Below are 7,118 nucleotides of genomic sequence, written 5' to 3' on the forward strand. Positions count from 1 at the left end.
ATAGCGCTGAGGGCGGTCAGGCGTCCGCGAAGGCCCGCTGCATGAAGTCGTCGTACTCCTCGATCCAGCCGCCCTCGGCGCCGAAGCCGTGGGGCCAGCCGTCGAGCACGCGGGCGTGGACCGTGGCTCCCCGGGCGGCCATGACCTCCACCTGCGCCTCGAACTGGTCGTAGAACGGGTCGCGGGTGCCATAGCAGTAGTAGGTCGGCACCACGCCGGTCAGGCGGTCCGGGGCGAGCTCGGCCACCGACAATCGCCCGTAGAAGGAGTAGATCATCGCCGTCGCGGTGGCGTCGGCGCTCACGGAGTCGAGTGCGTCCGGCCTGTAGTCGGCGTCGAGTTCGGCGGGGGAGGTGCTTCCCGACCAGTTCAGGATCGTCTCCCCGCACAGGATGCCGCCGGCGGAGTAGCCGCCCAGGGCGATGTGCTGCGGGCTGGGCAGGCCGTAGTCGTCGGCGTGGGCGCGCACGAAGCGGATGGCGCGGGCCAGGTCCACCCCGGCCTCGGCCTGCGTGTACGGCCGCACCCGGTAGTCGACCACGAAGCAGTGATACCCGCGTGCGGAAAGCTCCGCGGCGGTCGGGTAGCAGTCGGAGTTGTCCCCGCGCAGGGCGAAGGCGCCGCCGGCGCACAGCAGCACGGCGCCCCTGACCGTGTCCCCGGCCGCGGGCACGCTCGTCACCGTGGGGCGGAAACTGGCCGGGTCGTAACCCGAACCGCTGGGGGCGGTGGTGGCGGGCGCGCCCGCCTCCTCCCACAGGAACAGGCACTGGCTGCGGGCCGGGTCGACCGTCGCCGTCGCCACGGTTCCCTCGACGGTGGCGGGGTCGGGACTGACATGATCGAAGTCGACGCCGCTGAAGGTGGGGGAGGAGTCCAGCTTGACGTAGTCGCGTACCGCGGCGAGGTCGGCGGAGGGGCCGACGGTGCCGCCGCCGTCCCGGTTGCCCGTGCAGGCGCTTAGGGCGCCGGCGGCGGCCAGCAGGCCGGCTCCGCGGCCGAAGGTGCGTCGGGTCATGGCGTGCATCATTCCTTTCCTCATGTCTTCGTCTCCTGTTGACTCGGGCCACCTCACCCGGGGTGAGGCTCAGCCCCGTCCGGCGGCGGACGCGTCGATTTGCGCCTGCCAGAAGGCGGCGGCGTCCTCGATCCAGCCCTCGGCGACGGTCCCGATGCCGAGCCCGAAGCCGTGCGGCAGGCCGTCGTAGGCGTGGAACTCGGTGGGGGTGCCCGCGGCCGCGATGGCGTCCGTGCGGGCCTGCATGGTCCGCCAGGACGCGATGCCGTCCGCCGTGCCCACGCAGGCGAAGGTCGCCGGCTCCGCGCCCGAAAGGTCCGAGTGCCCCGTGTACTGCATGACGACGGCGCCGGGGCCGGGCACGTCGTCGCCCCCGAATCGGGCGGGGCCGTAGGACCCCAGATAGGCGGCCAGGCGCGCACCCGCAGAGCCGCCCCAAAGCGAGTAGCCCTCCGGGTTCACACCGAGCTCATCGGCGTGGGCATGGATGAAGGAGATGGCCCGGGCCAGGTCCTCGCAGCCGGTCTGGGCGTTCGGCCGGTACTGCAACGTGAAGGCCGTGTAGCCGTGGCGGGACAGCCACAGGGCGTGCGGCATGGAGTCGTGGATGGAGGCCACGTAGGCGAAGCCCCCACCGGCGTTGCAGACGGCCACGCGCGGCCGGGTGCCCTCCGCCGCTCCCCGGGCGGGGAAGACGAACAGGCCGGTGTCCTCAAGGCTGGGGTCGCTCGCCCGCTCGGCCTCGGTGTAGATGCTGTAGAAGACCGTCTCCCCACCCGCCCGGCGCTCCAGTAGGTCGCCTATGACGTCGACCGTGGTGGCGGTGTCTACATGGGAGTACCAGGTGAGCAGGTCGGGCACGTCTGCCAGCGTGTCGCCCGGCTGGGGCGTGTTGAAGGTGATGGGGAACAGGAAGCGCCCGTAGTCCTCCAACAGCGGGTTGTCGATGACATCCGTGATGAGCGTGCTGCTGTTCACGGCCCAGTCACCTCCTGCGCCTGCCGTGTCCGTCGCGCTGGCCGCCGCCGTCCGCGCGGCCGATGGCGTCGTACGCGAGCAGCCCGTGGTGGCCGCCAGTGCGGCCACCACGGTTGCGGCGGTGCGGCAGAGCCTCCGGCGCGTCAGCATCAGCGGATCCCGGCCGGACGAGGGCGGTCAGGCCAGCCCCTTCGAGTCGAGCCAGGCGTGGATATGCGCGGCGATCTCATCGGAGTTGCGGTCCTGGAACATGAAGTGATCGTTGCCGCGGATGCCCTCTTCCGGCAGCACAACGACCTCGCAGTCGCCGCCATGGGCGTTCACGACCCGCTCGAACTCGCGGGCGATCGCCAGGACGCCGCGCCAGAACTGGTTGGCGGGCACCTCCTCGTCCACGCCCTCGGCGGGAATGTAGTCCCCGTAGTAGACGCGGATCGGGAACCGTGTCAGCGCCTCGAACTGCTCCGCCGGGACCGGGATGCCGGCCGCCGCCACCGGATACTCGGTGGTGATCGGCTCCGGGCACTCGTCCTCCGGGAACAGGAAGCTGCCGGGCTCGATGGCCACGACGGACTCGATGTTCGGGCTCGCGGCGGCGATGAACCAGCCGGGGATACCGCCCTGCGAGTGGGTGACAAAGGTGGCCGGACCGGACTTCTCCAGCACGGCGACCAGGGCATCCGTGATGACCGGGATGTCGAACTCGCCGGTGTCGGGTGTCATCTGGCGGAAGAACTGGTCCATGGACTCGTCGTCGGTGGGCAGCTGGATGCCCTCGGCGAACTCGGGCCAGCGCCCCATGCGGAACTGGGTGAACCAGTTCTGGTCGTCCGGGGTGGCCGTGATCTCCACCGGCACGGAGGACTGGCCGGCCTGCCCGCGGCGCGGCTGGTCGACCAGGTAGATGCCGTAGCCACGGCGCAGGAAGAAGTCTGCCCAGCCCTCGCGGCCGTCCGGGGTGGACTGCCAACCTGAGAAGGACTGGCCGAATCCGTGCAGGAAGACCAGTTTGTGGCCGTTGGCGTCCTCGGGCAGTTGGTAGAAGACGTGCGCGTGGTCCGAGTGGCGGGTCTGCCCGGCCTCGGCCAGCTGGCCGGTGACCGCGTCGAAGGTGCCGGGGGCGGTCTGGACGGTTCCGCCCGCCTGGAAGGCGCCCTGGCGGGCGATGACGATGGGGTTGCTCATTGGTGAGGATGTGCCTGTCTGGTCGGTGGTGGATGAACCGGGGCCGCCTGGCCGGCAGCCCCGTGGCCTGTGCCGGGCTCGCGGGGCTCAGGCCTCGTCGTCGCCCCAGATCTCGTCGATCATGGGGAAGGTGCTCCAGGCCTTGGGCCAGCCGCAGTAGAAGGCCAACTGGGTGACGATCTCCACGGCCTCCTCCTTGGTGATGCCGTGGGCCTTGCCGAGCGCGAGGTGGCTCTTCAACTGGGGGTACAGTCCCGCGGAGAAGAGCGCGGCGATGGTGATCATGGAGCGGTCGCGGGCGCTGAGCTGCTCCTCGCGCGCCCAGACCTCCCCGAAGAGCACGTCGTCGTTGAGAGCGGCGAACTGCGGGGCCAGGTCGCCCAGGCGGTCGCGGCCGGCGGTCTGCTTCTCAGCCATGGTGGGTGGTTCCTCCTGCGAGTAGTGAAGTGGGTTTAATGGGTATTTCAGGCCAATGCCCGGTAATCGGCGTCGGAGACGGGCTCGCACCACTCAGTGACGGTGCCCTCGCCGGGGACCTCCAGGGCGATGTGCTGGAAGGCCGTGTCGGCGGCGGCGCCGTGCCAGTGCTTGAGACCGGCGGGGATGTTGACGACGTCGCCGGGCTTCAGCTCACGGGCCGGCTCGCCCCACGCCTGGTACCAGCCGCGGCCGGCGGTGGCGATGAGGATCTGACCCCCGCCGGAGGTGGCCTGGTGGATGTGCCAGTCGTTGCGGCAGCCGGCCTCGAAGGAGACGGTGAAGGCCGGGACCTGTTCGAGGGTGAGTACGCCCAGGTAGCTCTTGCCGCTGAAGTGCGCCGCGAAGCGGGTGTTCTCCTCGCCGAAGGGCAGATAGGACTGTTTCAGTTCGTCAATGGTGGTCATGGGTTCTTTGGATGTAATGAAGGATCGGTGTGGAAAGGAAGCGGAATGGCCCGGGCCGGGCGGTCCCTGGCCGCCAGAACGGGACCGGGGAGGGGCTCAGTACAGCGAGCCGCCGCCGATCTGCTGCTTGACCATGTCGCGCAGCAGCCAGCCCACGACCTTCGGGTCGTAGTGGTCGAAGATGCGCGGCAGCGTGCCGTCGTCCAGGGCGGAGAAGGTCGCCAGGTCCTCCTCGGTCAGTTCGAAGTCGAAGACGTCGAAGTTCTCCTCCATGCGGTTGCGGTGCGTGGACTTCGGGATGACCACGACGTCCTTCTGGATCAGCGCCCGCAGGATCACCTGCCCGGGCTTCTTGCCGTACTTGGCGCCGATCTCGGCGAGGACCGGGTTGGCGAAGATGTTGTTCTGCCCCTCGGCGAAGGGCGCCCACGCCTCGTGCACCACGCCGAGTTCGGCCATGACCGCGTGCGCGGCGTCCTGCTGGCGGAAGGGGTGCGTCTCGATCTGGTTGACCGCCGGCGTGATCTCGGCCAGCGCGGCCACATCCACCAGGCGCTCGGGGTAGAAGTTGGACACGCCGATGGCGCGCAGCTTGCCAGCCTTGTAGGCGTCCTCCATGGCCCGGTAGGCGCCCGGGTAGTCGCCCATCGCCTGGTGCAGCAGCATCAGGTCAATGTGGTCGGTGCCGAGCTTTTCCAGCGACTCGTCGATGGAGGCGGTGGCGCGCTCGTAGTTCATGTTGGACACCCAGATCTTGGAGGTGATGAACACCTCGTCGCGCGGCAGGCCGCTCTTCGCGACGGCCGCGCCGACGCCCTCCTCGTTGCCGTAGGCCTGGGCGGTGTCGATGAGCCGGTAGCCGACCTCGAGGGCCTCGCTCACGCAGCGCTCGGTCTCATCGGGCGGGGTCTGGAAGACGCCGTAGCCGAGCACGGGCATCTCGACGCCGTTGTTGAGGGTCTTGGTGGGGACGGTGGTGGTCATGGGTTTCTCTCCTGATGCGGGTCTTGAGTGGTTGGGGGGCCGATCTCGGCGGTTGGCCGACGCCGTGACGACCGGCCAGGCTCGGACGGGTCAGGCCTGCTGGGAGTAGTCCATGACCGTCGTCGTGAAGGCGGGCGGCTCGTCCGGGATCACGTAGTAGGGGGCCTGCGGGATCTCGTTGATCGCAGCGATCTCCGCCTCCGTCAACTTCACGTCGAGGGCGGCGAGGTTATCGGCCATGTGGGCGGGGTTGAGGGTCTTGGGGAAGGTGATGTTCTTCTCCGCCAGGTGCCAGGCCAGGATCACCTGGGCGGCAGTGGCGCCCGTGCGTTGTGCGGCCGCGGTGATCGCGGGCTCTTCCAACAGGGTCTTGTCACCGTGGCCGAGCGGGTACCAGGCCTCCACCAGGACCTCGGCCCCGGCGGCCCGGTCCATCTGCGCCTTCAGCTCGTGCTGGTTCCAGCGCGGGTGGGCCTCCACCTGGTTGACGACCGGCTTGATGCCGGCGACGTCCAGGATCTCCTGGAACTTGGCGATGGGGAAGTTGGACAGGCCGATGGAGCGCACCTTGCCCGCGGCCACGGCCTCCTCCATGGCCTTCCAACCGGAGGTGTACTCGCCGTAGGGCTGGTGGAACAGCAGCAGATCAACGTAGTCCAGAGCCAGGCGCTCCAGGGTGGCGTCGATGTCCTTGACGGCCTGCGCGTAGGGGTAGGACTGCGGGAACAACTTGGTGGTGATGAACAGGTCCTCACGCTTCACGGTGCCTGCGGCGATCGCATCGCGCACCACCTCGCCGACGGCGACCTCGTTGAAGTAGGCGTTAGCCGTGTCGATGTGCCGGTAGCCCAGCTCGAGGGCCTGCGGCAGGTGCTCGCGCACCTGGTCGGAGGTCATCTGGAAGACGCCGTAGCCCAGCGCCGGGATGTCGATGCCGTTGTTCATGGTGAAGGACGGGATGGTGGTCATTGATGCGCTCCTGGGACTTGCTTCGGGACCAGCTCAATGCCGTCCCGCTGTGCATAAGTCTTCGCCCCAGGGGCGCGGATGTAAAATGCCAATATCGGAACTCTTGATGCGCTACGTGCATAAGCAGAGGGAGGGGACTGGTGGATTTCGAGCAGCTGCGCCAGCTGGAGGCGATCGCGCGGGAGGGCACCCTCAGCGCCGCCGCGCGCACCCTGCACCTGTCCCAGCCGGCCCTCAGCCGCTCGCTGCAGCGTCTGGAGGCAGAGCTCGGCCAGTCGCTCTTCGACCGCCCGGGGCGCCGCCTGGTGCTCAACGAGGCGGGCCGTGTGGCTCTGGAGCATGCCGGGCGGATCCTGCGCGAGGAGCAGGCCATGCGCACCGCCCTCGACGACGTCGCCCGCCGCACCCGGGCGCTGCGCGTGGGTGCGGTCGCACCCGCGCCGCTGTGGCGGCTGACCTCGCTGATCATCGAACGCTTCCCCGGCCTGGTGCTCACCTCGCAGAGTCTCGGCAGGGAGGAGGTCGAGGAGGGCGTTGTGAGCGGCGAGCTGGACCTGGGCATCTCGCTGCGTCCCCATCCGCTGCCGAGCGTGCGCTCGGCCCGGCTCATGGTGGAGAACCTCGCCGTCGCCCTGCCCGCTGAGCACGCGCTCGCGAACCGCGAGCAGGTGACGGCCGCGGAGCTGGACGGCGAGACCTTCCTGCTCCTGGCAGACATCGGCTTCTGGCGCGAGCGCTGTGACCGCTACCTGCCCCACTCCCAGTTCGTGGTGCAGGAGGACCGCGGCGTTTTCGAACAACTGGTCAAGAGTTCTCCGCTGCCCCACTTCGTCTCCGACGCGCCTGCCCTGTCGGCGCTCGCTTCGGACCGCGTCGTCGTGCCGATTCGGGACGCCATGGCCCATGCCACCTTCTTCCTGCTGCTGCGGCCCGGTGGGCGCAGCGAGGCCACGGATGTCTTCGACTGGGTGCGCAGCCGGGTTGGCTGAGTCGCTTCCCACCGCTCCCACCGTCGAGATCGGTTGCAGTTACGGGCTCTTCCGTTTTGGGGGGGTGTGGCGGGTTGAGGGATGGTGTGCGTCTAGATTGTCTGTTGCGTG

At 69.2% G+C, this 7,118-nt stretch carries 8 protein-coding genes; 1 reads left to right on the plus strand and 7 read right to left on the minus strand.

The features are described 5' to 3' along the window. Positions 1 to 16: 16 nt before the first annotated feature. The 7 genes from BN1056_RS03715 to BN1056_RS03745 form a co-directional block, all read right to left on the minus strand. Positions 17 to 1,042 (minus strand): alpha/beta hydrolase, encoded by a 1,026-nt coding sequence (locus BN1056_RS03715; RefSeq protein WP_210579164.1) that lies wholly within the window; start codon positions 1,040 to 1,042, stop codon positions 17 to 19. Between the two features lie 45 nt (positions 1,043 to 1,087). Next, complete coding sequence (locus BN1056_RS03720; RefSeq protein ID WP_210579166.1) at positions 1,088 to 1,996, minus strand: alpha/beta hydrolase; 909 nt, start codon at positions 1,994 to 1,996, stop codon at positions 1,088 to 1,090. A 177-nt stretch (positions 1,997 to 2,173) separates the two neighbouring features. Continuing rightward, positions 2,174 to 3,181: an alpha/beta hydrolase gene (locus BN1056_RS03725; protein WP_210579169.1), complete on the minus strand. Its 1,008-nt coding sequence runs from the start codon at positions 3,179 to 3,181 to the stop codon at positions 2,174 to 2,176. A gap of 87 nt (positions 3,182 to 3,268) precedes the next feature. Then, complete coding sequence (locus BN1056_RS03730; RefSeq protein ID WP_210579170.1) at positions 3,269 to 3,598, minus strand: carboxymuconolactone decarboxylase family protein; 330 nt, start codon at positions 3,596 to 3,598, stop codon at positions 3,269 to 3,271. A gap of 47 nt (positions 3,599 to 3,645) precedes the next feature. Beyond that, positions 3,646 to 4,065: a cupin domain-containing protein gene (locus BN1056_RS14590; protein WP_244671487.1), complete on the minus strand. Its 420-nt coding sequence runs from the start codon at positions 4,063 to 4,065 to the stop codon at positions 3,646 to 3,648. Between the two features lie 96 nt (positions 4,066 to 4,161). Next, positions 4,162 to 5,049, minus strand: a complete 888-nt coding sequence (locus BN1056_RS03740; protein WP_210579172.1) for an aldo/keto reductase — start codon at positions 5,047 to 5,049, stop codon at positions 4,162 to 4,164. 90 nt (positions 5,050 to 5,139) lie between these two features. Next, on the minus strand, positions 5,140 to 6,018 hold the full coding sequence (locus BN1056_RS03745) for an aldo/keto reductase (protein WP_210579174.1): 879 nt from the start codon (positions 6,016 to 6,018) through the stop codon (positions 5,140 to 5,142). A gap of 140 nt (positions 6,019 to 6,158) precedes the next feature. On the opposite strand from BN1056_RS03745, the gene BN1056_RS03750 reads away from it, so the two are divergent. After that, entirely contained in the window at positions 6,159 to 7,007 is an 849-nt protein-coding gene (locus BN1056_RS03750) for a LysR family transcriptional regulator (RefSeq protein WP_210579177.1), read from the plus strand. Positions 7,008 to 7,118: the final 111 nt, after the last annotated feature.

Source organism: Actinomyces succiniciruminis, from assembly GCF_900002405.1.
Classification (GTDB): Bacteria; Actinomycetota; Actinomycetes; order Actinomycetales; family Actinomycetaceae; genus Actinomyces; species Actinomyces succiniciruminis.